Origin of the sequence: Psychrobacter sp. W2-37-MNA-CIBAN-0211 (assembly GCF_040309405.1) — a bacterium.
Lineage (GTDB): Bacteria > Pseudomonadota > Gammaproteobacteria > Pseudomonadales > Moraxellaceae > Psychrobacter > Psychrobacter glaciei.
On record NZ_JBEOOU010000002.1, the window covers coordinates 328,773 to 355,524 of the forward strand.

General features: G+C 43.6%; 27 protein-coding genes. 17 read left to right on the forward strand and 10 right to left on the reverse strand.

The features are described 5' to 3' along the window. Positions 1–42 precede the first annotated feature (42 nt). The 6 genes from fghA to AAEY72_RS04245 all read left to right on the forward strand — a co-directional run bounded on the left by fghA (position 43) and on the right by AAEY72_RS04245 (position 4,001). Positions 43–948 (forward strand): S-formylglutathione hydrolase, encoded by a 906-nt coding sequence (fghA, locus tag AAEY72_RS04220; RefSeq protein WP_352309551.1) that lies wholly within the window; start codon positions 43–45, stop codon positions 946–948. Positions 949–1,258: 310 nt separating this feature from the next. After that, positions 1,259–1,507 carry a TIGR03643 family protein gene (locus tag AAEY72_RS04225; protein ID WP_227676205.1) on the forward strand — a complete coding sequence of 83 codons (249 nt, stop codon included), beginning with the start codon at positions 1,259–1,261 and terminating at the stop codon, positions 1,505–1,507. A 92-nt stretch (positions 1,508–1,599) separates the two neighbouring features. Continuing rightward, the gene (gene rpe, locus AAEY72_RS04230; protein WP_352309552.1) at positions 1,600–2,289 is read left to right on the forward strand and encodes a ribulose-phosphate 3-epimerase; all 690 of its coding nucleotides are present in this window, start codon (positions 1,600–1,602) and stop codon (positions 2,287–2,289) included. Positions 2,290–2,426: 137 nt separating this feature from the next. Further along, complete coding sequence (locus AAEY72_RS04235; RefSeq protein WP_352309553.1) at positions 2,427–2,783, forward strand: hypothetical protein; 357 nt, start codon at positions 2,427–2,429, stop codon at positions 2,781–2,783. 401 nt (positions 2,784–3,184) lie between these two features. Beyond that, positions 3,185–3,496, forward strand: coding sequence for a hypothetical protein (locus tag AAEY72_RS04240; RefSeq protein ID WP_352309554.1), 312 nt, complete (start codon positions 3,185–3,187; stop codon positions 3,494–3,496). A 193-nt stretch (positions 3,497–3,689) separates the two neighbouring features. Continuing rightward, a complete protein-coding gene (locus tag AAEY72_RS04245) occupies positions 3,690–4,001 on the forward strand; it encodes a hypothetical protein (RefSeq protein WP_010201404.1) in 312 nt (103 codons plus the stop codon). Between the two features lie 146 nt (positions 4,002–4,147). Here the strand turns inward: AAEY72_RS04245 and rpmG are convergent, their stop codons facing one another. Together rpmG and rpmB are read right to left on the reverse strand one after the other, a co-directional pair. After that, on the reverse strand, positions 4,148–4,303 hold the full coding sequence (gene rpmG / locus AAEY72_RS04250) for a 50S ribosomal protein L33 (protein WP_010201403.1): 156 nt from the start codon (positions 4,301–4,303) through the stop codon (positions 4,148–4,150). A 134-nt stretch (positions 4,304–4,437) separates the two neighbouring features. Then, entirely contained in the window at positions 4,438–4,674 is a 237-nt protein-coding gene (gene rpmB, locus AAEY72_RS04255) for a 50S ribosomal protein L28 (RefSeq protein WP_010201401.1), read from the reverse strand. 485 nt (positions 4,675–5,159) lie between these two features. Here rpmB and AAEY72_RS04260 point away from each other — a divergent pair, with 485 nt between their 5' ends. Together AAEY72_RS04260 and purU are read left to right on the forward strand one after the other, a co-directional pair. Continuing rightward, positions 5,160–7,472, forward strand: a complete 2,313-nt coding sequence (locus AAEY72_RS04260; protein WP_352309555.1) for an Ig-like domain-containing protein — start codon at positions 5,160–5,162, stop codon at positions 7,470–7,472. Positions 7,473–7,662: 190 nt separating this feature from the next. Continuing rightward, positions 7,663–8,586 (forward strand): formyltetrahydrofolate deformylase, encoded by a 924-nt coding sequence (purU, locus tag AAEY72_RS04265; RefSeq protein WP_227676193.1) that lies wholly within the window; start codon positions 7,663–7,665, stop codon positions 8,584–8,586. Between the two features lie 118 nt (positions 8,587–8,704). Here purU and AAEY72_RS04270 read toward each other — a convergent pair whose 3' ends face one another. Continuing rightward, on the reverse strand, positions 8,705–9,496 hold the full coding sequence (locus tag AAEY72_RS04270; RefSeq protein ID WP_474738256.1) for a cytochrome C assembly family protein: 792 nt from the start codon (positions 9,494–9,496) through the stop codon (positions 8,705–8,707). 389 nt (positions 9,497–9,885) lie between these two features. On the opposite strand from AAEY72_RS04270, the gene ffh reads away from it, so the two are divergent. The 6 genes from ffh to AAEY72_RS04300 all read left to right on the forward strand — a co-directional run bounded on the left by ffh (position 9,886) and on the right by AAEY72_RS04300 (position 15,906). Continuing rightward, positions 9,886–11,433: a signal recognition particle protein gene (gene ffh / locus AAEY72_RS04275; RefSeq protein WP_352309556.1), complete on the forward strand. Its 1,548-nt coding sequence runs from the start codon at positions 9,886–9,888 to the stop codon at positions 11,431–11,433. Between the two features lie 189 nt (positions 11,434–11,622). Then, positions 11,623–12,306 (forward strand): tRNA (adenosine(37)-N6)-threonylcarbamoyltransferase complex dimerization subunit type 1 TsaB, encoded by a 684-nt coding sequence (tsaB, locus tag AAEY72_RS04280; RefSeq protein WP_352309557.1) that lies wholly within the window; start codon positions 11,623–11,625, stop codon positions 12,304–12,306. A gap of 89 nt (positions 12,307–12,395) precedes the next feature. Continuing rightward, positions 12,396–13,238, forward strand: coding sequence for an undecaprenyl-diphosphate phosphatase (locus tag AAEY72_RS04285; protein ID WP_352309558.1), 843 nt, complete (start codon positions 12,396–12,398; stop codon positions 13,236–13,238). A 51-nt stretch (positions 13,239–13,289) separates the two neighbouring features. After that, positions 13,290–14,198 carry a class I SAM-dependent methyltransferase gene (locus AAEY72_RS04290; RefSeq protein WP_352309559.1) on the forward strand — a complete coding sequence of 303 codons (909 nt, stop codon included), beginning with the start codon at positions 13,290–13,292 and terminating at the stop codon, positions 14,196–14,198. Positions 14,199–14,297: 99 nt separating this feature from the next. Continuing rightward, positions 14,298–15,236: a 4-hydroxybenzoate octaprenyltransferase gene (gene ubiA / locus AAEY72_RS04295; RefSeq protein ID WP_352309560.1), complete on the forward strand. Its 939-nt coding sequence runs from the start codon at positions 14,298–14,300 to the stop codon at positions 15,234–15,236. Then, positions 15,229–15,906 carry a DUF4112 domain-containing protein gene (locus AAEY72_RS04300; protein WP_352309561.1) on the forward strand — a complete coding sequence of 226 codons (678 nt, stop codon included), beginning with the start codon at positions 15,229–15,231 and terminating at the stop codon, positions 15,904–15,906. Before ubiA ends, AAEY72_RS04300 begins: the two co-directional genes overlap by 8 nt. Positions 15,907–16,013: 107 nt before the next feature. Here AAEY72_RS04300 and AAEY72_RS04305 read toward each other — a convergent pair whose 3' ends face one another. From AAEY72_RS04305 to ispZ, 6 genes are all read right to left on the reverse strand, one after another. Next, the gene (locus tag AAEY72_RS04305) at positions 16,014–16,637 is read right to left on the reverse strand and encodes a hypothetical protein (RefSeq protein WP_352309562.1); all 624 of its coding nucleotides are present in this window, start codon (positions 16,635–16,637) and stop codon (positions 16,014–16,016) included. Positions 16,638–16,707: 70 nt separating this feature from the next. Further along, positions 16,708–16,854, reverse strand: a complete 147-nt coding sequence (locus AAEY72_RS04310; RefSeq protein ID WP_352309615.1) for a YjbQ family protein — start codon at positions 16,852–16,854, stop codon at positions 16,708–16,710. Between the two features lie 32 nt (positions 16,855–16,886). Then, complete coding sequence (gene mnmC2 / locus AAEY72_RS04315) at positions 16,887–18,989, reverse strand: tRNA (5-methylaminomethyl-2-thiouridine)(34)-methyltransferase MnmC2 (RefSeq protein ID WP_352309563.1); 2,103 nt, start codon at positions 18,987–18,989, stop codon at positions 16,887–16,889. 236 nt (positions 18,990–19,225) lie between these two features. After that, the gene (locus tag AAEY72_RS04320; protein WP_352309564.1) at positions 19,226–19,645 is read right to left on the reverse strand and encodes an SH3 domain-containing protein; all 420 of its coding nucleotides are present in this window, start codon (positions 19,643–19,645) and stop codon (positions 19,226–19,228) included. Positions 19,646–19,659: 14 nt separating this feature from the next. Next, complete coding sequence (locus AAEY72_RS04325) at positions 19,660–19,989, reverse strand: YciI family protein (RefSeq protein WP_194619284.1); 330 nt, start codon at positions 19,987–19,989, stop codon at positions 19,660–19,662. A gap of 157 nt (positions 19,990–20,146) precedes the next feature. Continuing rightward, positions 20,147–20,698: a septation protein IspZ gene (gene ispZ, locus AAEY72_RS04330; protein WP_352309565.1), complete on the reverse strand. Its 552-nt coding sequence runs from the start codon at positions 20,696–20,698 to the stop codon at positions 20,147–20,149. Between the two features lie 172 nt (positions 20,699–20,870). Here ispZ and AAEY72_RS04335 point away from each other — a divergent pair, with 172 nt between their 5' ends. Together AAEY72_RS04335 and AAEY72_RS04340 are read left to right on the forward strand one after the other, a co-directional pair. Continuing rightward, a complete protein-coding gene (locus AAEY72_RS04335) occupies positions 20,871–21,752 on the forward strand; it encodes a PHP domain-containing protein (RefSeq protein ID WP_352309566.1) in 882 nt (293 codons plus the stop codon). A 346-nt stretch (positions 21,753–22,098) separates the two neighbouring features. Then, on the forward strand, positions 22,099–23,553 hold the full coding sequence (locus AAEY72_RS04340) for a GGDEF domain-containing protein (RefSeq protein WP_227679608.1): 1,455 nt from the start codon (positions 22,099–22,101) through the stop codon (positions 23,551–23,553). A gap of 32 nt (positions 23,554–23,585) precedes the next feature. Here AAEY72_RS04340 and truD read toward each other — a convergent pair whose 3' ends face one another. Further along, a complete protein-coding gene (gene truD, locus AAEY72_RS04345) occupies positions 23,586–24,842 on the reverse strand; it encodes a tRNA pseudouridine(13) synthase TruD (RefSeq protein ID WP_352309567.1) in 1,257 nt (418 codons plus the stop codon). 266 nt (positions 24,843–25,108) lie between these two features. On the opposite strand from truD, the gene AAEY72_RS04350 reads away from it, so the two are divergent. Further along, on the forward strand, positions 25,109–26,746 hold the full coding sequence (locus AAEY72_RS04350) for an FAD-dependent oxidoreductase (RefSeq protein WP_352309568.1): 1,638 nt from the start codon (positions 25,109–25,111) through the stop codon (positions 26,744–26,746). Positions 26,747–26,752: the final 6 nt, after the last annotated feature.

Genomic DNA, 26,752 nt, shown 5'->3' on the forward strand with positions numbered 1-26,752 from the left:
AAGTCATCGTTTATTTTACCTTGGATAAAGAGGAAGTTACTCATGAACAATACTTATAATAAAAGCTTGTCTGCTAACAGCCAGCTCGCACAAAAGAGTGTGAATCGCTGCTTTGACGGCGAGCAGCATTACTATAGTCATCAATCGACAGCGACGAAAACGCCGATGACGTTCAGTATTTATCTGCCTGATGAAGCGCTGGCAGGGCGGTTATGTCCTGCAGTTTTATATCTATCGGGTCTGACCTGTAATGCTGATAACGTCACCCATAAAGCGCATTTTCAACAAAAATGTAGCGAGCTTGGCATGATATTTATCGCTCCAGATACCTCTCCTAGAACTGATGAAGGCAATGACAGTGACAGCAGTGAAGTGCCGAACGATGAGCGCTATTTTGTCGGTCAGGGCGCAAGCTACTATGTGGATGCGACACAGCAGCCGTGGGCAGAGCATTTCAATATGCAAAGCTACATCGTCGATGAGCTATACGATTTGCTGCGCTCAGAATTTCCCATTCATAGCATGGGTATCACTGGACACTCCATGGGCGGTCACGGGGCGTTATTATTAGGTTTTAAATTCCCAAGTAAGTTTGTCAGTGTCTCCGCCTTATCACCTGTCTCTGCCGCTAGTGAATCGGCATGGGGGCAAGCCGCCTATACTGAGTATTTCGGCGATGACCAATCACTATGGTCGCAAGCAGATGCATCAAAGATGATCGAAAAGGTCGGTCAGCAGTATGCCAGCATCTTGATTGACCAAGGCGCTGCGGATAATTTTTTAGCAGAAGGTCAGTTGCAAACAGGCAAACTTCAAGACGCTTGTACAAAAGCCAAGCAGCCTTTAACATTGCGTTATCAGGCAGGTCATGACCATAGTTATTATTTTATTCAGAGCGTTATCAACGACCATATCGAACATCATTGGCGCATGGCACAACTTAGCTAAGCGTCGATATTGAACTCTTTTCACTAAGCTGCTCAACGCTCGCTAATGTTTAAAAGGTAAAATTATGGCAAGTTATCAAGATTTAACAGCATCTAATTCCGATGCGAACTCAATAAGTGATACCCATTCAATAAGTGACACTCATCCAGAGTCTAAAAATGCGCAATCAGCACTCGCGACTATGCAAGCTGATATGGATGCGGCTCTAAAAAATAAACAACGCACCAGTATTACTGAAAATGGCAACCAAGTCTCTAAAGCTAACTCAGATGAGTTCATCGCAAAAAATATCAATGACGCTGGTGATAGAGTGCTTGATGAGACCCAAGTCTCGCGAGTGATAGAGATGGCATGGGAAGACAGAACACCATTTGGCGCGATCGAGCATAGCTACGGTCTTAATGAAGCGGGTGTTATTAAGCTCATGCGCCAAGAGCTAAAGCCGTCGTCCTTTCGATTATGGCGTCAGCGCGTGAGCAACCGTGCTACCAAACATCAAGCGAAACGAGATTTTGGCGTTGGTCGTGCTTATTGTAAAACCCAATATAAACAGCGCTAGAGCATGTCCTCAATCTAAACAGAAATGACTAAAGCTGATAGCAATTTTATTTTATTAATACTTTATTTAAACATCAATTAGGTAGCCAAATTATGATCAGTCCTTCTAAACCATATCTTATTGCACCGTCGATACTCTCAGCTGATTTTGCACGTTTAGGCGAAGAAGTTGAAAAGGTATTAGAGTCAGGTGCCGATGTGATTCATTTTGATGTGATGGATAATCATTACGTACCCAATTTGACGTTTGGTAGTATGATTTGTAAGGCACTGCGTGACTATGGCATTGATGCACCTATCGATGTACACCTCATGGTGTCACCTGTTGATAGTATGATTGAGCAGTTTTTGGAAGCGGGCGCGAGCATTATTACTTTTCATCCAGAAGCCAGTGGACACATTGATCGTTCGTTGCAGCTGATTAAAGATGGTGGTGCCGAATGTGGTCTGGTATTGAACCCAGCAACGCCATTACATTATCTCGACTATGTCATGGATAAAGTGGATCAGATTTTACTGATGAGTGTCAATCCTGGCTATGGTGGCCAGTCGTTTATTGAAGGTACTCTAGACAAGGTGCGCCAAGTCCGTCAGCGTATCATCACCAGTGGTCGTGATATCAGGTTAGAAGTCGATGGTGGTGTCAAAGCCAGTAATATCCGAGCCATCGCTGAAGCGGGCGCTGATATGTTTGTCGCTGGTTCTGCGATATTTAATCAAGAAGACTATAAGGCTGCTATCGATGCCATGCGTGAAGAGCTTGCATTGGCCAATAATAGCTAATTATTAATAACTGCTAATAACTGCCGTATGACGTGATAGCAAAATTGACCCAATACCACTGGGGCAAAAAAGTATTAACATGTGCTGTATAACTTATAATGAGGCCTAACAGCAAGTTCCGTAAAGGTAGGTGAAATATGGACACAAAAAATTCAATCAACTCGTCAGCGTCACCTGAACCAGTGGCAAGCACAGCGCAGCAACGCAGCTTAGTACCCAAAGGTATTACCATTGGCTTGGCTATGTTTGCGCTTGTCTTAAGCTTAGCAGGTTACGGCTTTCGTCTCATGGTAGGTGATGATACTAGCGAAGTATTACGCCACGCTGCGGTCATCGTGCCTGCATTTATGCTGGGTATTCCGCTGTTGTTTTGGATAGGGTCACGCATATTTAATAAGATCAAAGGCACACATATCGAAGGCTGGAATGCGATTAGCTTGGGCTATTTAACCTCTTGTATATCGATACTATGGTTGATGGGCACTTATAGTTAATTCTTTAGTCGCCAAGATGAGGTTGCTGAATAGCTATAACTTTATGAATATAGGGTCTGTTGAACATTCAAATATTAGGACTGCTGATCGCTAAAATCGCACCAAACTAGGCGCAAACCGACGATAATGTCGAGACCTTAGCTAGGTTTACAACAACGTTTGGGGTGATTTTAGCATCAGCCTTTCAGGGCAGGGCTATTTTTTGCCAATACATGGCGAAATTGTCTAACCTAGAATGACTAGGCGTCAAAAATTTCACTGCGTATTGTCTAAAAAACAGCCACTGCCAGTTCCACATTTGAATGTTCAACAGACCCTAATATGGCAATATTTTTTATAAGCGGTTTTTACACACTTTTTCATCATTAAGTCATGCTCTATAAGCATGACTGGAATTTTACATGCGAATCATACCGACCAAGATTGCTAACATTATTTATCCAAAAGACTTACCAAATGGCTTATTTACCAGCTTAATTATCGCGTGTCTGCTGTTAGGGCTGGCATCACTGCGTCATGGTACAGATTTTCAAGGCTGGCTAAATGTCGTCGAAAACTGGCTGCTTATGCTGTTAATATTTCCGACTGCCACCGCCACCGTTGCCTTACCGTTCAAATATCGAGATCCAACGCTAGAGTTAAAGCTCATGTATTACCTTGGCATGTTTGTGGCCTTCTTATTCACCATCGCAAAACTACGCTATTGGCGTTAACTGGTTTGCAGTGTCAGCAGGCGAAAGTTGCATGGATATGTAAGACTTGCGTGACAGCCCTTGAATTCTAAGGTCAAAGCGTCCATTGTATGAGTAAGATAGTTTTACCCGCGTTACTGTCAAATGCTAGCTTTATTAAATGAATTATTAGGGTTTCTTTGCAGCGATAAACGGGATAATAAGGATAACGTGAATGCCATACGACATTGATAATGAAATAGAAGTAGACAACGAAAGTACCGATCAATTTGCAGGATTTGCCAAAGAGACCACACTCGAGCTAGTAGAGGCGGATGATGGTCGATTGTTATTGCGTGACGCTGAACAAGATGAAGCGCCGTTGATGACCATTGATTTTTCTGAGAAACTCAAAGAGTTGCTTGGTAGTGATACGCAAGCGATAGGTCAGCACATGATTCATGCAGCGATTCAGGTCATTATGCAAAAGCAGATGAGCCAATGGCATGCGCATGTCTATGATAAAGAGCCAACACACTACAGTTAATCTGCATGGCTGTTTCTGTATAGCTATTCATAATAGCAAGTAAGTTAGTAAGTTAGTAAGGCAAGTTAAGCACAAATAGTCAAAACGTCAGCAATAAAAAAGGGTATATCAATTGATATACCCTTTTTTTATTCAAATAATAGCAATTATTTGATTTTAGCTTCTTTAAAGATCACATGCTGGCGTACTTTTGGATCAAACTTTTTGATTTCCATTTTGCCAGGCATAGTGCGCTTGTTTTTGGTAGTAGTGTAGTAATACCCAGTACCAGCAGTTGATACTAACTTAATTTTATCTCTCATGATAGCTTTCCTGTAAATGAGGGGTCTTCAAACGATAGGTACGGATCTAAAAAATTAAGTGACTACAATAAATGTAGCAGAATGGCAGCTTAAGTAACAAAGATAATCGATGTCCTTAAGCTACCAGTCGTCACTTATACTTTTTGACCTTGTGCGCGCATATCTGCTAACACTTTATCGATACCAAGTTTGTCAATGGTGCGCATACCTTTGGTAGACACACGTAGACGTACAAAACGATTTTCAGACTCTACCCAAAAACGATGGTTATGAAGGTTTGGTAGAAAGCGACGACGGGTTTTGTTGTTTGCGTGCGAAACATTATTACCCACCATAGGGCGCTTTCCAGTCACTTGGCAAACTCTAGACATGGCGAACTCCTAATCTATGAGGTATGAGTTTTTCTCATACCAGTCTGGGCAAGTTGCACGTATTTGCGGCATGGACACAGCAAGCGGCAGCTTTGCACCAAACAAAACTATATGAAGGTTGAGCTGATATGACTGTCATCTAAAGGCAAATAACAGGCTAACCAATTCAGAAAATTTTAAAGCCGACATTTATACCATAAAAGTAATGAATACTCAAATATTTTTATGATAATTGTCTGCTTCAACGCGAGCTATTATACCTGAAATCAGGGAACTATGTGATTGATTATTTAACGGTAAAGGTTAATTTTTAGTTGTAAGTTATAACAAAAGTCAGTAAAGTTGCTGTTATAAAATTAATACAATCTGTTAATACAACTGGCTTTAATGTAAATCTATGTATCATTGCCAATCTATTATGATTCTGTGTAATGTTATTTTACTTATTTGCTCGAAAAAATTACTGCCGATGCGGAGTTCAAAACATGTCATATAGCTCATTACCACTTAGCTCTAAACTATTTCAATTTACAGCGCTAACATTGGCTTTAACTCTAGCAGGCTGTGGCGGCGGTGGTACTGATACGGTCGCACCAGAACCTGATTTGGGTGTGACGCAGCCTGGAACGGGTAGTGGTACTGACGGTGGGGAACAAGCTATTGGAGACATCAATATTGTTGAAGGTGCACTCTTTAACGCTGATGGCAATGTCATAAATTCAGTTAGTTTAGAAGGCGCATACTATAAGATAAAGGTAATTGATGATACTCAAAATCCTATTATAAATGCAAAAGTTGCTTTTGATATTGATGCAGAGGGTATAGAGCTTTCTCAAACGACATCAGGCTCAGTTCTTACAGATGCAGAAGGCATAGCGCAAATATTCTTGAAACCTAGTAGTGCAGAAGTTTCGGGCGCATATACTATATCAGCAAATGCGACTTATGAGCAGCAGTCTGCCACAGCCAATACCACGTTTTCAGTTCAAGCGACGAACGTCTCTTTATCAGCAATAACAGTTGGATCCAATAGTTTGGCTTCAGGAGGTCAAACGCCTATCAGCTTGAAAGTAACTGATCAGGCGGGGAGTATTTTAAGTGGTGTCTTAGTAAACCTTAATAGCAGCTGTGGTCAAATACCAGAACAAGTCACGTCTGATAGTGAAGGAATGGTTGAAGCAGTTTTTAAAGCTATTAATTTAGATACAACATTATGTAGTGGAAATGTCCGAATATCTGCAACGACTGGCAATTCCACACAGTCAACTACAGTGATTGTCGCATCTGCTGAAGCTACTTCAATTATTTATACTTCTAGTGATGTAAGTCTAGGTATTCGCGGGAGTGGCTCATCCTCTACAGGGCAAGCTGAATTTACTGTATATTCTGGAGCCACTACGCTTGCAAATGAACAAGTAAGAGTATCTTTAGAAAAATCACCTTTTGGTCTTACTTTTGGACCAAATAGAAACCAACAGTCATATGTAACAACAACTGATGCAAGTGGTCAGGTTGTTGTTCCTATCTTCCCTGGTACGACGCCTGGTCCAGTAGAGATCGAAGTATCTTTAGTAGATGACCCCTTAATAAATGCTTTATCAAAAAATATCACAGTAGCAAGCTCACGAGTTACTCAGACAGGCCTTAGTCTCTCATGGGAAAAGAACGTTTTAGACTGGTCTTATGATGGTGATAGTGCTCAAATTAATGCAAGAATGGTAGATCGTAACGGTAATGCTGTGCCAGATGGTACAGTCATTAATTTCACTGCAGAAGGTGGCAAGATTACATCTAGCTGTGCCACAGTTGATGGCAACTGTGATGTCACTTTTACAACGCAAAACCCGCGTCCAGGTGATGGACGAGTAAGTATTTTAGCAGTTGCTGAAGGTGAAAAAGACTATATCGATATGAACGAAAACAATGCTTGGGATGAAGGTGTTGATATACTAGTTCATAATATCGGTGATACATTCCGTGACGATAATGAAAGCGGAGATTTTCAGATTGGTGAGTTTACTTATCCACTGACAACTGGGGCAAGCAATGCATGTGAAAATAATATTGATAAGTACATCAATTTAAAATTTCCATCATTGTCTGATTTGAAAAAACGTCAGTACGAATCTAGGTATATCAATGAGTTTGTTTCACCCAACAAAGTAAATAGCTGTAACACTGATTTAGATACGGTAGTACGTTATCAAGCTGTTACTTTGCTGTCTAACGGTAACGATACGCGTTTTACTGTGGGAAGTTTAGATCAAGGTGGTAATTTTACAGTTCGAACACCTCAAGCTATTTTTAGTACTGACACATCAATATCATTTAGAGTGAATAGCGGTGGTTTTTACGACTTAAATCCTATGCCTTCTGGTACAACGATAACTGGTGCAGGCATTGATCAAACTTCAGCAGATCCAACAGCTAAAATTGTTGCGGTAGAAAATGGATATGTGATTGAAGTAGCAGATGCTAACCCGAGATCAACGGTAATCGTAAAAGTTGGAGAAATAGAGTATACGATAACCACAAACAGTAGAGGTCAAGGTGTTTCTTCAAGGTTTGTAAATCCACCTGTAGGCGACATTAGTGTAGAAAGCAAAAATAATACTTGTGAGGCTACCCTATCAGGTGTTACTAAAGTACCTGCTAACTTAGCAACTGGTATGCCGGGTGATAACTTGGGTACTTTTACAACCTTTAAGCTGAAAAACTGTCAGGCAACGGATGAGGTTAAGATTACTGCCACTTCACCAAATGGCAATGTAACTAGCTATACTTATACTATTGGATAGTTGCTTTAGGCTTTAGAACGAACCCCTAACCTCGCGTTGGGGGTTTTTACGTTATGAATCTTAATAACTAAAAAAACCAACTCAGTCAGCAAAATATCGTAAAAGCGACTAAAATAGCGGTTTTCTTATACTACGAATAGATTCTAAAACCAGTAGTAAATTTTGATTTATTTTTTAGATTGGGCGCACTATGTTAAGTAATAAGACATCAGATACCACAATAACAGCTTCATCTTCTAACAATACCTCTGTTAACCCTGCCATTGATACCGCTACTCTTTTGATTAAATGTAAAGATCAAGCCGGTATCGTGCAAGCGGTATCCGAGTTTATCCATCGCTATGGTGGCAACATCATTACTCTGGATCAGTATTCAACCGCTCATGAAGGCGGACAGTATTTTATGCGCTTAGAGTTTGCGCTATCAGGGTTAAGCGACATCATTGATAATTTTGAAGCCAGCTTTGGGCATACGGTTGCCAAGCGTCACAATATGACTTGGCGCTTACACGATAATGCCATTCAAACCAAAGTCGGTATTTTGGTCTCCAAGTTTGATCATGCTTTACTGGATTTATTATGGCGCCACCAGCGTGGATTGCTCGATTGCGAGATAACCTCTGTCGTTAGCAACCATGAAGATTTACGCCAAGCGGTAGAAAACTTTGGTATACCCTTTCATTATGTGCCAGTGACCAAGGACAATAAGGCCGAGGCAGAAGAGCAGATTCATGAGCTAATGGCAGGCAATGACTTGCTAGTATTGGCGCGCTATATGCAGATATTGTCGTCTGATTTTGTGAAGCGTTGGCCGATGCAAATTATCAATATCCATCATTCGTTCTTGCCAGCTTTCGTCGGTGCTGACCCGTATCGTCAAGCTTATGATAAAGGCGTCAAGCTTATCGGTGCAACTGCGCATTATGTCACTGCAGAATTGGATCAAGGACCTATCATTGAGCAAGATGTGCACCGTGTGACGCATCGTCAAGGTGTGATAGAGTTGCGGGCTATTGGTCGTGATATCGAACGCAATGTGTTGGCACGTGCCGTCAACTGGCATGTGCAAAATCGCGTCATTGTAACTGGAAATAAAACAGTGGTTTTTAATTAGAGCAGTTTTAAAGTTAAAAGAAAGCATTAAAAATAGAGTTAATAAAAAGCCGCCAGTAGTATTAAATAATACTATTGGCGGCTCCGCTTGTAATCACATTACGGTTTTAAAGCTAAGTTTATAAAAGCATCTCTAACACAAATTTGCTGCCGACAAAGCCAATAGCCAGCAGGATAAAGGCATAAATGGTGATGTTGGCCGCACGTTTACCACGCCAGCCAGCGCGCCAATTACCGAACAGTAGCGCGCCAAATAATAACCAAGACAGCAGGCTAAACACGGTTTTATGCACGATATGCTGCGCCATCAAGTCTTCTACATAAATAAAGCCAATGCCCAGAGCAATACTTAGTAGGACGAATCCTACCAAAAGCATATCGAACAATAGACTCTCCATACTTTGCAGTGATGGGAGTTTATTGACCCAAAAACGATGGATAGTTTGATGCTTAAGTTCACGGATTTGTAGCCGCAAAAATAGCGCTTGCAGCGCTGCCATCAGCAGCACACAATAGGCGGCCAGTGATAATAAGATATGCGCCTCAAGACCAACGCTAATATCCGTGAGCGGTTGATAAGGAGCGCGGCCTATATAGCCGATCGTCATGCCTATCAGGGCAGTCGGTGCTGCCAAAATTCCGAGGCTAAGAATGGGGCGATAAAGACAGAACAGCACATAAAAGAATAAGAAAAACAGACTGGTCAGGCTAAACACATTAAATAAATTAAAATTTAGCCCGTATAAGGTGATGACGTACGGATAGAGTAGCGTCGCGTGTGCGAGCATGCCGACCAATAACAAGCCTAAACTGATGCTTTTATGGATAGGTTTATCCTGAATAAGCGCCCAGCCGATGTGGAAGCTGACGATGATATAAGCCATACTAGCAAGTAAGAATGCAAGGTGCACAGGTAAAAAGCCTCATCTCTTTATGAGCGTAAGATAGCCGCTCAATATAATGCTAAAGTGATCGTGTCAGAATGATTAGAATAATCGTCCAATTTATCATAAAATGGCAACCAATTGAGTGTCATCTTATTTATTCCTCATAAATGCTGAGCGATGGCATGATAAATAAGATTTTGTATCGGTAACTGATGAGTTTACCCAGCAACTATTTTGCAAAACCTCTATAAGCTTTTAATCATCTTAATGCTATAGTATTGATAATATGCTGTTTTATTTGCTTGAATTGTGACCATTAACGTAAAAACACACCCTAATATTATTTATAAGCCATTGGCATGGTTTATCTAAGAATTATTTTAATTGCGAATTATTTTAACTGAGAGTTATTTATGTTTGATACCTTAACAGAACGATTATCGTCGAGCCTACGCAATATCGTAGGGACTGGGCAACTGACTGAAGACAATATCAAAGACACGCTGCGTGAAGTGCGCATGGCGCTGCTAGAAGCCGACGTGGCGCTACCAGTCACCCGTGACTTTGTAAAGCGCGTCAAAGAGCAAGCGCTTGGCGCAGAAGTACTCAAAGAGTTGGCGCCAGGGCAAGCCTTTGTCAAAATCGTCCATGACGAGCTGACCGAAATGATGGGCAGCGCCAATCAGCAGCTTGAAATGACAGGTAAGCCGCCAGTGGTTTATCTACTAGCTGGTTTGCAAGGTGCGGGTAAAACCACTACCGCCGGTAAATTGGCCAAATTTTTACAAGAGCGTCATAAGAAAAAGGTGATGCTAGTCTCGGCTGACGTCTACCGTCCGGCAGCGATTGCCCAGCTTGAGCAAGTGGCTGGTCAGGTAAATGCTAAGTTTGTGAATTCAAGTACAGATGAAAACCCCATTGATATTGCACTACGCGCTATCGAAGAAGCCAAGATTCAGTATCAAGATATTCTAATTATTGATACTGCTGGTCGTTTGCATATCGACGACAACATGATGGATGAGATTAAGGCGTTAACGGCAGCGGTCAATCCATCTGAGACCTTATTCGTCGTCGATGCGATGACCGGTCAAGATGCAGCCAATACTGCCAAAGCCTTTAACGATGCTTTGCCATTAACGGGTGTGATCTTAACCAAGACGGATGGCGATGCTCGCGGCGGTGCGGCGCTTTCTGTACGTGCCATTACTGGTAAGCCGATTAAGTTCTTAGGTCGCGGTGAAAAATTAGACGCGTTAGAGCTGTTCCATCCTGAGCGTATTGCTCAGCGTATCCTTGGTATGGGTGACGTACTGAGTTTGGTTGAAGAAGTCGAGCAAAAAATCGACCGTGATAAAGCCGAAAAAATGGCGAAAAAGATGCAAAAGGGCGGTGATTTCGACCTTGAGGATCTTTTGACCCAGTTTCAGCAAATGAAAAGCATGGGAGGCATGGCAGGTTTCTTAGATAAGATGCCCGGTATGGGCGGCTCAGATATGCAAAAAGCGGTTGAAGATGCCAAGCCAGAAGAGAAAGTGCGGGAAATGGAAGCGTTGATTAATTCGATGACACCATTTGAGCGTAAAAACCCTGATAAAATTAACCCAAGCCGTAAGCGCCGTATCGCTGCTGGTTCTGGCCGCGAGATTCAAGACGTCAATCGTTTGCTCAAGCAGCACAAGCAAATGGCAAAAATGATGAAAATGATCTCCAAGCCTGAAGGCATCAGTAAAATGATGAAATCTATGCAAGGGTTAATGGGTGGCGGCGGTGCTGGCGGCGGTGGCGGTCCTTTATTTGGTGGCGGTGGTCAGCAAGGCGGTGCTAAAGACGTTAACCCACAACAAATGGCCAAACAGATGGGTCTGGATCCAAACAACATGCCAAGCACCGAAGAGATGCAAAAGCAAATGCAGGAAATGCAACATCAAGCACCAAAGGATTTTAAAAAGCGTTTTTAATTAATATCTGCTCGGATCAATAAGCCGTTTTAATGACAGCCCCATGGCAAAAATAGCCTTGGGGTTTTTTATGTCTGCTACATTCTGATGGATTAAGTATGAAAAACGCAGAAAGTCATAAAATTTGCTTATCCTAAATGCTATGATAGGCGCTGTTTTATAATGCTAAGCGAATAGGCTGAGGTGAAGATGTTTTTAGCAATGGATACCGTGTTTGATCAGTGTTCGATCGCGATTTTAGATGCCAGTGGTCAAGTGCTATCGAGTCATACGGAGACGGGTAAACGCCAGCAAACCCAGCAAATTCTGCCGATGATTGATGCCGCTTTGTCCGAGGCTAAGCTGAACCTTGCTGATTTGCAAGCCTTGATATTTAACCGTGGCCCTGGTGCCTTTAGCGGTATACGAATCAATACGGCAGTGGTACAAGCGTTGTCTGTCGCCCATGATATTCCTTGTGTGGGTGTCTCAAGCCTACAAGCGATTGCGCAAGCAGCGTATCAGAAATATGGTGTGACCGACGTATATAGCGCCCTTGATGCGCGTATGCAGCAAGTTTATTTTGGGCAATATGTTGCAACAGATAATCTGATGCAGGCGGTTAATCAAGAAAATGGTGAAGATACCGAGCAGCTGCTCGATTATGACAGCCAGACAGTGCTTAATATTCCTATCGCTGGCAATGGTGCATCGCTATTAGCATTACATGACGGTCAGATCATTCAGGCAGATATTCACCCTGAGGCTACCGTAATAGGGCAGCTTGGTATTGCTCAGTTCGTGGCGACAGGCGGCACAGAAGCCTCGCAAGCTCTACCAAAGTATCTTCGCAATCAAGCTTGGAAAACCCTTAAAGAGCAAGGTAAAGCGTAGTCAATCCCTATTATTTTTAACGCTATGTAAAATATAACAACACACTAAAAACTGTACTAACCAATAGGTCTGTATCTAGGAAAGCCATCGTGGATATCATTTTATTAATTCAAGCTGTCATCATGGGTATCGTTGAAGGTATCACTGAATTTTTACCCATCTCTAGTACTGGCTACTTAATTTTATCAGCGGATTTGATGGGCTTTTGGACCAAAGAAAAAGTCGATTTGTTTGTGGTGGTCGTACAGCTTGGTGCTATCTTAGCCGTCATTTATGATTACTGGGACAGACTCTGGCAAGCGCTCATGGGTCTACTGACCGGTAAAGCAGAAGGTATGAGTAATCCAAGACAGCTTGGATTGAGCTTAATTGTTGCGACTATTCCGGTGATGATCGTTGGCTTTACCTTCGCGGACGAAATCAAAGCCTATTTATTTAATCCTATCGTCGTGGCAATTATGCTGATTATCGGTGGTCTGCTGATATTCTATGTAGAAAATCGTCCCAAAGCGACTATTGCGCAAGAAGCAGAAGACGTTAGTTTAAAAACAGCCTTGATGATTGGTCTGCTGCAATGTCTGGCATTGATACCGGGGACATCACGTTCAGGCGCGACGATTATTGGCGCGCTATGGTTGGGTGTATCGCGTAAGGCTTCCGCTGAGTTTTCCTTCTTTTTAGGTATTCCGGTCATTATCGGTGCGGCATTATTGGATTTGCTCAAGCACCACGATGTGTTGACTAATAGTGCAGACTGGTTGGTTTTAGGCATAGGTACGATCGTATCATTTGTGGTGGCTTTACTTTGTATTCGCCTGCTGGTCGCTTGGGTCAGTCGTCGTGATTTCAAAATATTTGCATGGCTACGTATCATCACTGGCGTCATCGTTTTGGTCGCTGCTTGGGGTTTTGGCTATCAAATGGCTGGCTAGATTTTCACTATATTTTTTAGCCTTAGAAGCAGTAAATAGGGTGGAGCAGTTATGACCGTTTTACACCAAGAGTCTAAAGAAGCTAGTACCTTTATGCATTGCCAATTTCTCTACGTTAGCGAGTCTCAGCAAGCCCAAGTCGAGCGCATACAAGCGCTGATTGCGGTACATCAACTGTCAATTATTTTAGACGTTGAGCTGTTTACTGATAAGCTCAATCAGAAACGTCGCCAGCAATTAAGCCAGACATCAATTCAACCTATTCTCTTGTTAGATGAGAAAAACAAGCTTTCATGGCTGAGTGATGGATTAAGCGTTGCGCCAGAATGGGATAAATTACAACGCCGTGTAGTGAGTGCGGGGCGTAAGTCTGAGCTATTATTGCAAGCGGCCAAAGTCACATCGGATAGTATAGTCATTGATGCGACGGCTGGTTTTGGTCATGACAGCTTGATATTGGCCAGCACGGGTGCACAGGTCATTATGCTAGAGCAACAGCCTTTAATGGCATTGTTATTGTTAGTAGAACAGCAGCGTATGAGTGGGCTAGCAAATTGGCAAAAGCTGATGAGCCGTTTGCAGATTATCAATAACGATGCGCTCAGTTATTTTGACAGCTTGAATAATGTATCAGCGGCTGATCAGAGTAAGCTGATCGATGTGGTTTATTTGGATCCTATGTTTCCAGAGAATAGCTATCAAGATAGCAAAACAGGTAAAGGCGCTAAAGTAGGCAAGCATATGCAAGCACTACACCAATTAGCGCTCCCGCCCACAGCAGACGAAGAGCTGCAATTGCTACAATCTGCGCAGGCAGTCGTCCGTCAAAATGGGCGAAACACACAACTACAGGGCCGTGTGGTTGTTAAGCGTCCGCAACTTGCGCCGCAACTTGCGCATCAGCCAGCAAGTGAAAGCTGGCATAATGAAGCCGTACGTTTTGATGGCTATTTTGTTTGATGGGTTTTTGACGATGATAAGTCTACTTATTTAATAAGCTTAATGGACACGCGTAGAGATATTACGCTCAGATACTGAATATTTAGAGATGACACTGCAATGACTAACACTCACTCCGCTTTGAGTTTTAAAGAAAAGCTATATGCCTATATGCAGCTGACGCGCTTTGATAAGCCTGTGGGTATTGAGCTGTTACTGTGGCCGACGCTATGGGGTGTACTGTTGGCGGCAATGGGTCAGGCGCAGCAGAACGGAGCGACGGCAGGTCTGCCAAGTCTTAAAATATTTTTGCTTTTTGCCCTCGGTGCGATTTTTATGCGGGCAGCAGGTTGTGCGATTAATGATTTTGCCGATCGTAAGGTGGATGGTCATGTGACCCGCACCAAGGGACGCCCGCTCGCTGATGGTCGCCTATCAGGTAAAGAGGCTATCGCTGCTTTTTTAGTATTGGTGTTATTAAGTGCCAGTCTGCTGTTTTTCCTGCCCGTTGAAGTGTTCTATTGGTCGCTTGGTGCGATCATACTGGCATTCATTTACCCATTTATGAAGCGTTTTACCCATTTGCCACAAGTGTTTTTGGCAGCGGCTTTTGGCTGGGCGATACCAATGGCTTACGTGGCGGTACAAGGTGCTCCTGATATTTGGTGTTGGTTATTGTTTATCGCCTACATGTGCTGGACAGTGGCCTATGATACTCAGTACGCCATGGCTGACCGCGAGGATGATTTGCAGATTGGGGTCAAATCAACGGCCATATTATTTGGGCGTTATGATGTGATTATCATCTCAATACTTCAAATGCTGTTTTTATTGATCATGGGGGCGGTCATGTGGCATTATTTTGCACCGACAACGTTAGGCATAACACCAGTATTTGGGCTCGCGTTAGTGGCGATGATGTTTTCCAAACAAAACAGTGCTTGTGCCAGTCGCAATACTTTGGCTTGCTTTCAGGCATTTTTAGCCAATATATGGGTGGGACGTTATGTCTTTGCTCTCATAGCAATTGCTTGTATAGGGACGACTTTTAATGGATAACTTTAAGAAGCTCTCAAAGTCAAAAGCGAAAAAGGGCGCTGATATTAATGCACCTATCATCGATTATCAGGCAAAGCTGGCCGAGCATGGGTTGACACGTGAGCAAGTCATCGCGACTGAGCGTAAATTGGCCAAGTTTGCTAATACGATGGATTCGCTTGTACGTGTGCCTTTTACCAAACAAGGAATGGGTGCCGATGCGGCACTTTCGACCATTCCGTTGGCAGGGGATTTAGCAGGATTGGCATTAACCAGCTATGCTTTTATATTAGGTCGTCAACTGGGTGTGCCTGCGCACAAAATGACACCAGCTGTCAGATTGGCACTCATCGATATGGTGGTTGGCATCGTGCCTGGTATTGGGACGCTGCTCGATATCTTTATTCGTCCCAGTCGCAAAACCTTAGGTATCGTGCATGAGCATCTACAAGACGAATACGGCATCACTGAAACCATGCATCTGGATCGGCCGTTTTTGCATCAATCACTAGAAGACAAGCAACAGCGCAGTCGCTTTGGTTTTTTTTGGCGCAATCCAGTCGTTGCTTGGTTGTATTTACATATCCCTGATATGCTCGGCGTAATGGTCATTGTGGTGATTGGCTGGGGACTGTGGGCAATGATTAGCTGGCTCGTAAGTCTGTTTGGTAAGACCACTGGTTTTGGCTAGAGGAAAGTAAACAAGACCAAAAAAGGCGGCACACGTTATTATCTAATATTAACGTACGCCGCCTTTTTCATGACAAATTTTTATAAAAGTGGATGTTCGATTTTTTATCATTCAGTAATGACTTCCGCCTCAGCACTGATTGCATCAAAGCTGGTGACTTTATTATTCCGAATAAGATCAATAGTGCCGCCACCCGCATGACTGACCAGCTGAATACTGCCGTCGCTTGATCGATAAGTTGGGTTATTGCCTTGACCTTCAGGCGCGCTTAAAGTCATTTTCGGTTTGTTCGGTAAGGTGACGATAGCGTTGAGCACGCCCGCTGCCGAGGTCTCAAAAACGACAGAGAGTGATTCGCCAGCCGCATTTTTATAACGAACATCAGTGATTTGCGCGCCTTTAATGGCTTGTTCAGGACTGGGCGCTATGCCAGCATTATTCACTGACGGCTCAGTTGTACCAAGGTCCTTTTCTAGCTCAGTTAAGCTCACATCTTGTTCTGAATTTACTTCAGGCTTTGCGGTATCCTCACTATTATCAGCGGCCGTATCAACATTAATATTGGTAGTCACGGGTATGGTTTGTACTGCTACTTCAGAGATTGTCTCGTTATCTGTCTCAGGTTCTGGTGTTTTTTGACAGGCACTCAATAGTGAGATACTCAAAAAAATAGCAGAAATAGCCTGAAAATAGAGGGTAGGTTTAGTTGGGTTAAATGTAAGGGTTTTCATAAGGAGAGGAATATCCGTAAAGAGAGCTTTATTTAAGCACAGTAAATGGTCAGGAACAATCTACCATTTATTAAGTATTCACGGTAATAATGACTTGTCTATTGCCATTGTATTTTTCAAGATAGTCTCGATGCTCACATAAATAAATGTCTTGCCACGTTCCTAGTCTTAGCGCTCTATTTACCAGCGGCACAGTCAAACTGACTCCAAACAGAATGCTTTAATGAGCGGGTAGATCATTTGGATTTTTCAAGTAAGCGGTGTCTGCAAGCGCGTACGGTTTGGCGACAGTCGCGCAAGCATTGCCATTGAGAAGGGGGCAAATACTCCTAACATCATATCTGTTAGCGCTTCAGCACATATTGGTGCAATGGCATACCCTTTAGCACCCATCGCACTCATGACCCACATCCGTTTGCTTTGATCTAACTGTCCAACGATTGGATGATAATCCGGCGTTTGAGTGCGAATACCTGCCCGTCCTTGCCACAAACTGAGATCTGTTGGAATGATCGAGTCCATCTCAGGAATGGCAGTGACTAGTTTATCGCGGCTAATCTGATGTTCTTCTTTACGGATATCCGTGTCTGTATCATTACGTATAAAGCTCGCGCCTAGTAATAAATAGGGCGCACCCACTATCACATTATTCAAAGTTTCATCACCTGTTTGCGCGGTAAATAATGCACAGTAGCCACTATATTTGAGCGGAATTTTGGGTAGGCTTGTGAGCTGTGCGACTGTGGGCGTAAACCAAGAAAGCTGACCGCGAATTTTACGGCAATCAAAAATACGCTTGTCCAGCTCATGACTCTCAAAAGCAGCGCAAATCACCACATTATCAGCGCTAATAGTTATCGACTGATTATCGTTATCGAATCCTTCAACACAAATATTTGCTTCTGTTTCGCTAATGCTTTTAACGTCTAATTGCTGAAAATCGATGAGCGAATGCGTCAAGATAGTATCTTTCAATGCTTGTGGATTGACCAAGCCAGACTGTGGTAAGTACAAATTCTCTGATAAATCTTGTGTTTTGAGGCCGCTTGCGTTTTGCGCCTGTTCGCAGGATAGCGTGGTTGCCATGTCATCAGGATAATCATCGATTTGCTCTGTACCGATATTGGCTTTGATTAATAAATCGAGCGCGCCAGTCGGTTCCAGTATCGGTGCTCTGCTGAGCTGCATGGCGGTCTGATTGAGCGCTTGATACAGTCTGCTGCTATAGAGATAACCTATGGTATGCAGATGTTCGTCGACATGATGAATGGGTGTCATCTTGGGAGCGAGCAAGGCGCGCGGGTTACCTGAAGCGCCTGCTAAGGGGGCTGATTTATCTAGCAGGGTGACTTGAATACCGCGATTAGCCAGCGACCAAGCCATTAATAGCCCAGAGACACCAGCACCAATAACGATGGTATGGGCGGGCAGGTTGCTAGTGGGTTTGGCAGACCCGCTATCGCTATTATTGTCTTTGGCGGGCGCAGCAGTGCTAGCATGATTGTAAAAGGGTATATCTTTACTATTATCATCGTTTAGATTTATAGTATCCAGCATGATTGCCGTTAGCATTTCGTTCTTACGACCAAAGCCTTTTACTTTTTTAATCTGAAAGCCACAGTTTTGCAGCCCACGTTTTACGATACCGGCACAGCTATATGTGGCAGCGGTGGTCGTTGGTCGCGATAAACGCTGCATTTGTGCAAAAATACTATCTGTCCATAAGGTACTATTGCAGGAAGGTGCAAAACCATCTAAAAACCAAGCATCAACATAAGGCGCATGAAAGCTAGCAGCGTTATTTGCCAGTTTGGCTAAGCTTTCAGCAGCATCACCCAACCATATATCGACGGTCAGATTGTCCTCAAAGAAGTTTAGACGATGACAGCCAGCGATGAGAGGTGGGTATGCTGTTAGTAGTGGCTCAATGAATTCAGCAAGCTCAGGCGCACGCTGTCCCCATAGGGCAAGGATCTGCGTTAAATCTGCAAGCGGGATGGGATATTTTTCAGTCGTTATAAAATGCAGGCGAGCAGTCGCTAATTGAGGGTGCATATCCCGCAGCTGTCGCCATAGCTGCCAAGTCGCTAAGAGGTTCAATCCAGTACCAAAACCCAGTTCAGCGATCGTAAAGCACTGCTTTTCTGCAAGGTTTGCTAGCCGCTCTGGCAGTTGATTGTGCGCTAAAAACACATGACGTGACTCTGCTAAACCATCAGCATTTGAAAAGTAAACATCACCAAACTCACCCGATACAGGCACTTTATTACCCGTATCATCCATCTGCCAGTGAATCTTGGCAGGAGTAATGATGTTTGGCTGTTCAGCGTTATTTAGTTGAGCGTTAGACATGGCGAAGTTCTTAAGAGCGTTGCTAGCTACAGCCTGACCAAAATAAAATCACTACAGCGTTAACCTCGCTGACCATACTCATGTATGGCTTACACTCGGTTTTTGTTGTGGATGTTACTTTAGGTTGACTGTATATGTGAAGAGTCAGAAAAATTGAATTCCATCAAGTGTCGTTAAGCCAAGTGCCGTTAAGTATAGACAGACAATCAAATAATTTTAATCAATAAAAACAGGTATTACCAACGTTCGCGGCGTACAAACACCAACCAAGACACAAAAATACCCACCAATAAGCTGATTAACACCGTGAACGCGCCATATAAAAACAGCTGACCTTTACTCTCATAGACCAAGACATTGGCTTGGGTTTGCAAGTCATTGACCTGTCGTTGGAGTTGGGCATTACGACTGAGTAACTCTTGATTGGCGGTATTTAGCGCCTTGTTGGAGGGTTGCAGCTGTGCCGCCAAGGTATTGTTAATATCAAGGCTTGAATTTGGGGTCGCTACTGGCGCGGTAGCCGCTTGTTCCGCTAACGGATCAGTCGTACCTGTATTCGCACTCGTATTGGTAACGGTGGGGGCAGCGTGCGCTGACATAGCCGCGATTAGCATGACGGCAGCAAGACTACATTGATAGTGGCGACTTTTTGACAAGGATGCGCACTGATTCACGACTGTGCTACTTTGTCTGATACGCTGTCATCGGGCTTGGGTAAGGTATGGATAAAGGGTCTGATATCGACATGACTGTACACACCGTCACGCAAGTAAGGCTCAGCGTTTGCCCATGTCTGTGCTGCTTCAAGAGAGTCAAAGTCAGCAATGATTAAGCTGCCTGACATCTCGCTTTTACCATGCTCAATAGGTGTCGGACCGGCGATAATTAACCGTTGTTCGCGATCTAATGCTTGCAGGCGCTCGACGTGCTCTGCACGGGTAGTCTGCCGTTGTGCGCTACTATTAGCAACGTCATGACCAATAATGGCAAATAAAGACATAATAATTCCTTAATAAATAGTAATAATAAATCGTATCATCATTAATGAGTAATCATTATCAATATTAGGATTTTGCAGTAATGAGTTATTATAAGACAATAAACTTGCATACCGAATGATGAGTGTTAGATCATTCTAGCGACTACTTATCTAGCGCTTATTTAGCCGTTTTATCGGTCAGCGCTGGATTGATATGTTTTTTTAGCAGCGCAAACTGAGCGACTACGAACACCAACATAATAGGAATCCAGCCATAAGTTTTGAAGTTGATCCAAGCTTCATCCGACATGGTAAATGCCGTGATATAATGCAGTACGCCCATAAAGGCAAAAAACAGCGCCCAAGCGACGGTTAGTTTTTTCCAACCGCTAAGCGTCAAGGTAAAGACTTCTTTCATCGCTAGCTGCATCAACGGCTTATTGATAGCGGCACTGACAAATAGTGTCAAAGCAAAAATGCCATTAATAATTGGTGATTTCCAACGCAAGTAAATGTCATCGCGTAGCAAAAGCGTACCGCCACAAAATACGATGGTCAATAATAGAACCACCCATTGCTGCTTATCAAATTTGCCTTTTTGGCGGATAAAATGAATGGCGTAGACAACAATAGTGGCAATCAGTAAAGCGCCTGCTGCCGCCAAAATACCTTGGGTACGGGCGACAATAAAAAAAGCGATCAAGGGAACAAAGTCTAATAGGGCTTTCATAGCGTGTGGCATGTCCAACGAAACGTATGGGGTAGTTTACACGTCTACTGCGCCAAAAAAAAGCAATCAACACGATAATCGTTTTATATGACATCCCTTAGCCATTTTTTGGCATTTTATTGATACCATACTCATAAGCGTTATCACATTCAAAACCTTAAGGCCACTTTATATGAAAATCGACTTACATTGTCACAGTACCTGCTCAGATGGCACTTATGCGCCAACGGAAGTGGTGCAACGCGCCCATGCGGCTGGCGTCGATGTATTGGCATTGACAGACCACGATACCCTAGCAGGTATCGATGACGCAAGAGCCACTGCCACTGCCTGTGGCATGACGCTTATCAATGGTGTTGAAATCAGCTGTGAACATACACTGAGTGGTGGTTACGGTAAAAATAAATCCACCAACAAGATTATTCATGTGCTGGGACTGGATTTCACCGATTTTGATAAAATGCATGAAACATTGCAGCAATTACAGGATAGCCGCGCCACGCGTGGTCAACGAATCACTGAAAAGCTCAGCCAGCTATTAGATATTAATTATGATGAGCTGTGGCAAGCTGTACTGGACAAAGCGAGCGGTAATCCACAAGCAGTTGGGCGTGCACATATCGGTCAAGTGTTATTTGAACGTGGTGAAGTGAAAACGGTACAAAAAGCCTTTGATAAATACTTGGCAGACAATAAACCCGCTTATGTGGCAATCGAAGCATTGACGATGCAGCATGGGATTGAGCTGATTCACGCGTGCGGTGGCAAAGCAGTACTGGCGCATCCAACGCGTTATCAGCTCTCAGCGACGCGAGTGCGTAAGCTTATCGAAGAGTTTGCTCAGCTGGGCGGTGACGCTTGTGAACTGCCTGCGAATAGTGAGCCGATTAGCACTCGTAGAATGGTCGATCGCAGCATAGCCGAGCACGAGCTCGTTACCTCGATAGGGAGCGACTTTCATGGTAGTAATATGCCGTGGCGCCGGATAGGGGATGTGCCGACATTGCAGCCAGAACAACAAGGCATTTGGCAGTCTTTTACGGCATTGGCTTAGTCCAAAATAAGCTATCACTCAGACCCAATAGATAAGCTAAACTACCTTTATTTAATAATGCTTAAATGTTATTTAATATTTTCAAAGTAAAACTCTTGATTATATTAAGTCATGAACGATAATAATCGTTAAAATTTGACTCGCAATTATCAAGTAAAGCCATGACGCAAAGCCACGCCATAAAACAAGATGCCAGATATTGACGTATAAATCACTTAAACAGATTGATAGTTAAAGGAAAGATTGCCACACTAAATGCGACAATTTGGGTTTAATATAAGTTAGCCCCTTTATTTTCTTGTTTGGTCTTAGCTCAATCACTTTTATTATCTGCGGTAGCCCAATTATGGCTGTAAAGATATCTCATTTAGGCTATAAAAAACTCTCCCGAGTTATTTTTGAATGGCAGGCGGCCGATAGGGCGTCGCTGTTGGCCTTATTTGTGTTGATAGAAGTGTTTTCCCATTGGCTATGGTGCTTGATGGTCTGGTGGTGTCGAGATACGCTCAATGATTATGTCAATATTCAACTGTTATATCCACTATGGTTAGGGGTGACGGTAACAGGATTGTTTATTTGGTGGCTAATCGGCTGCTTATCTCGTAGCGGAAACAACGGTAAAGATTTGGATAAATGGCAAATAATGTTCATTGTGCCTTATACCATTTATATTGCCGTGATTATCGTGATGATAGGCTACAGCAGTTTGTTTGCAGGGGTATCGCTGGTTGGTGGTGCGATGCTAGGAATGGTGTTGATCAAGCGTCGTTATGCTTGGCGAGTATTTTTGCTGCAAGTTTTTCTGATTTTGTTGGCTATCGTATCGCCTTATCTTGGTATTGATTTGCCTAGCTTGCGTCAGCTAACGGTGATTTATCCCATGCTTGATACTCCAAGTTATTTGAATTACAACGAAGTCATGGCTATCGAAAATGCCGTTGCCGCCTCCGCTTTTGAAAGTGCGACATTGGACTGGGACAGCATGAGTGAGTTGCAGCTCTCTTCAACATTTTTTTGGCGGTTAACCCATGTGTTTTTGGCATTGCCCAAAGCTATTTTTATCGTTTATATGTTTCGCACCTTGCTATTGATATTGGATGACAGCAAAAAAGAAGTGCTGCTACATGCCAATCAAGACGAATTGACCAAGCTGAAAAATCGCCGTTATGGTTTGACGCAAATGAAGCAAGTGCTGAAGTCAGTAGAAGACCATCAAGATATCAGCGTTATTTTATTGGATTTGGATTGGTTTAAAGAGGTCAATGACAATTACGGTCATGAGATAGGAGACCGAGTTTTAGTGGAGGTCGCACAGACGCTCTTGCAGTCTTTAACTGATGAAACCATCATTAGTCGTTATGGCGGGGAAGAGTTTCTGATTGTATTGCCAGATACGAATCACGACACGGCTATGATCATTGCTGAACAACTACGGTTAAGCATTGCTAAGCAAACCATCATTGTCGATGACAATATAAGTTTTAATGTGACTGCCAGCTTAGGGCTATATACGCTGACGCATGACGAGCGCAATTGCATAAAGCAAGCGTGCAAAACACCCATCCAAAAAGAAGCGTCGCAGTCGCTTGTAATACCGCGGATCATCAAATCGTACAGCAGTAAACGAGCGAATCGTCAAACTCCCACAGCGCAGCTACCGCATGATATTTGCCAGCGTTTAATTTGTATGGCGGATAAAGCTTTATACGAAGCCAAAGGCTGTGGTCGCAATCAAGTGGTGAGTGCCAACGAGATGTTGGCGGCAGAAAATAATAATATTAAGGTGCTCTACGGCACATGACTAGCGACCATAGTCGAAGGACCGCATACGCTTTAGTGTATTAATTGCTTTACTAAGCTTGCCAAGACACTGGTGGCAAAGCTGCCTGTCGTTAAAGTAAAGTTCAGCACCAAGATTTGCGTCTCACCTTTATCCTGCCATTCCCAAGATAGTGCTTCAATAGGTAGGCGTAGCGCACGTCGTTGTGCTTTTACCTCGCGCTGCTCTAAGCCATTTGCCAAGCGACCTAATAGCGGATTTTGCTGAATCAGGTCATTCTCGATATCTGCTGCCACACCGCTGACTTTATCATTGCCTGCACCCCATAGCACAGCAGTGGGATGGATATCACCCGTCTCAAGGCGTGTACGCAACGTATCGTCTATCTCCTCGCTAGTAAATATTGACCCTGAACCATCTAAGTTAAACACTTCGCCTGCCAATCCAGTATTCCAGCTGCCATCACGCACTCGTGCTGCCAATATCTCATTGAAAATCAGACTACGTGCAGCAGACAGCTCCATGCTGTTTTGCTCTCGTGGTACGCGCTTACTTTTGCTCTTTTTGGATTGTGGTCGGCTTTGTTGCGGTGGACGCGCAAACAGCGATAATGCTTCTCTAATATTATTGCCATTACGTCCGAAGCGTTGAGGACCGAAATAGTTGGGCACGCCAGTGGTGCCGATGTTTGCTAAATGCTGCTCGACGCGTTGCTTAGCAGACAATGACTGCTCGGACGATTCCGTGTTTTCATTATCAATGCTCGCGAACTCAACATCACGTAAGGTAATGATGAATTGGTTGGCACGATGCGTGCCGCGATTGAGCTTTTTATTGTGCCATTGCTGATCGAGGATAGTGACCGATTCATTTTCTCCGATATCTATCGGTGCAAACTCAACAGATGGCAACTGCTTTTTAGGTATTCGTAAGCTGAACCACTGTGTTGTCAACGCATGGCGATCTTTCAGACCTGAATAGCCAACATCGCGCAGAGGAATCTCTGCCCACTCTGACAGCAGTTTTGCCAGATATGCGGTGTTCATCCCTGATTTTTGGATATGCAGCCATAGGTGCTCACCTTCACCTGTGAATTCGAGCGGCAATAGCTCATTAACGATGAAATCAGTTGCGTTGGCTTTATAGGTTGCTTGCTGTACAGGTGATTGAATAGGCTGGGGTAACTGCGCAGTATCCGTCGCTGCGGTAATATCGATGCTTGCTATATCAAACTGCTCATTATCTTGAGTGTTTTCAAGAGGGGATTGAGGGCTAGTATTAATATCTGTGATGGCATTAGAAGAAGTCATAAAATCGTCTTTTATTTTGAGGATAAATTTTAACAAGAAGCGTTAAAGATAGGGATTAAAGGTTAAAGATTACGTTTTGCAACGCAGTAAACATACAAAAAAACAGCGTGTGCGAAAGGGTCTTGCTACTATCAATGCATAGCGTTTTAAAACAGCATTTAAAAAACAGAGAGAAAACAATGTTTTTCGTTGAGACTGACTGATGCGATAGGGTTATTTTCAACACGTTTGATTCAGAAAACCATTATAACTGTTAAGGAAGACTTATGACCAATGCAACGATTCACACAGTGACTATTAATAAGACCGATATTGCCAGTGGCGGCATGAAATCGTACAAGCAAGATGATGATAGTATCATCTTAATTACCCGCGACGACGATGAGTTTCAGGCGTTCGATGGCAAATGCCCGCACGCAGGGGCAGATTTAGGCACAGGTTTGCGTTGTGGCAATCGCGTGGTTTGTCCTTGGCATCATGCGACTTTTGATAGCCGCGATGGCACACTGTTAGAGCCAGTAGCGACAGAAGGCTTGACTCAATATGAAGTGACCGATAATGGCGATAGCCTGACGGTGAATACCTCAGCGAAGATAGATAAACAGATTGCAAATGACAAACTGACAGATACACATACCCTCATCGTGGGCGGCGGTGGTGCAGGGTTTATGACTGCTTATCAGCTACGCAATACTGGCTACGGCGGCAAAATCACCTTGATTAGTGCTGATGACAAAGCCCCTTATAACCGTCCATTATTGTCCAAAGCATTTTTAGCGGGCAATATGCCTGAAGAAAAGCTGCTCCTGGGCGGTGCAGATTGGGCGAGCAAACACGATATTAATTTGCGCTTAAATCAAACCGTCAGCGAAGTAATGCCCAATGACCGTACGATTATCATCAAAGATAAAAATGGTCATAGCGACAGACAAACCGCTGATTTCCTAGTGGTAGCGACAGGTGCTGAGCCAAATATTCCACCCTTTAAAGGGACTGAGCTTGATGGCGTTTATACACTGCGCAGTATGGATGATGCCAAATTGATCAAAGCGGCCAGTCACGATCAGCGTGTGGTGATTGTCGGTACTGGCTTTATCGGTATGGAGGTCGCTTCCGCATTGGCACAAGCAGGCACGACGGCTTCTATTACAGTCATCGGACAAGATCATCGGGTGATGGGAAATATTGTCTCCGAAACGGTCAGTAATGCGCTGATTAAGCTGCATGAGGAAAAAGGTGTTCAGTTTGTCTTTGATGCCAGTGTGACCGAAATCGTTGAGGTCGAAAAAGCAGATGAGACTAGCGACAGCAATTTTTCGCAAGTTGGCGGTATTAAATTAGCAAATGGTGAGCAAGTTGATGCAGATATCGTGATTTTAGGGACTGGTGTAGCACCACGTATAGAATTGTTCGAAGAAGTAAACGCGCCAGATGGCGTGCAAGTGGATGACCATTTGCAGCTACGCGATGGGGTTTATGCATTGGGCGATATCGCTAAAGCTTCTGGACAAATGGGACGCATGCGTATCGAACATTGGCGAGTGGCCTTGCAGCATGGTTTGGTCACTGCTGCCACTATCTTAAACGACCCTAATGTCAACTCACTAGCAGAGCGCATTCCTTTCTTTTGGACGATGCAATATGGTAAGAGCCTACGCTATAGCGGACATGCTGCGATACCCGATCATAATATCTTGTTTGGTTCACCAGATACGTTAGATTATATCGAATATTACTTTGATGATGACGGGGAAGACACACGTGCTAGTGCGGCTAGCACTTTAGGGCGTGATAAAGAACTGGTTGCTTTCTCTGAGCTGCTCCGCCGTGGTCATGCGCCGACGCGTGCGCAGCTCAAGGCAGGATTTAATATTATCGACCAAGCACAGGCGTTATCGCGCTAGCACTAT